Source organism: Stenotrophomonas sp. S39, assembly GCF_016624665.1.
In the GTDB taxonomy this organism is placed as follows: Bacteria; Pseudomonadota; Gammaproteobacteria; order Xanthomonadales; family Xanthomonadaceae; genus Stenotrophomonas.
Genome location: NZ_JACVTT010000204.1, coordinates 1 through 653, shown reverse-complemented (window position 1 = coordinate 653; position 653 = coordinate 1). Strand labels below are relative to the sequence as shown.

Sequence of the window (653 nt, the reverse complement as noted above, 5' to 3'; positions counted from 1 at the left end):
TCGTCCTTCGACAGCACGTAGACTTCGGCGTCGAACTTGGTGTGCGGCTTGATCGAACCCGGCTTGGCCAGGACCTGGCCACGCTCGACGTCGTCACGCTTGGTGCCGCGCAGCAGCAGACCGGCGTTGTCGCCTGCCTGGCCCTGGTCCAGCAGCTTGCGGAACATTTCGACGCCGGTCACGGTGGTCTTCTGAACCGGACGGATGCCGACGATTTCGATTTCTTCGCCGACCTTGATCACGCCGCGCTCGATACGACCGGTCACCACGGTGCCGCGGCCCGAGATCGAGAACACGTCTTCCACCGGCATCAGGAACGGCTTGTCGACGTCACGCTCCGGGGTCGGGATCCAGCTGTCGAGAGCATCGACCAGCTTGATCACGGCCGGCACGCCGATGTCGCTCTGGTCGCCTTCCAGCGCCAGGCGGGCCGAACCCGAGATGATCGGGGTGTCGTCGCCCGGGAAGTCGTACTTGCTCAGCAGCTCGCGGACTTCCATTTCGACCAGTTCCAGCAGCTCGGCATCGTCAACCATGTCGGCCTTGTTCAGGAACACGACGATGTACGGCACGCCGACCTGACGCGACAGCAGGATGTGCTCGCGGGTCTGCGGCATCGGGCCGTCAGCGGCCGAGCACACCAGGATCGCGCC

At 64.9% G+C, this 653-nt stretch carries 1 protein-coding gene; it reads right to left on the bottom strand.

Annotated elements, in window-relative coordinates:
* Window positions 1-653: GTP-binding protein (locus IAE41_RS22320; protein WP_234458978.1), on the bottom strand; the 653-nt coding region annotated here is incomplete at both ends.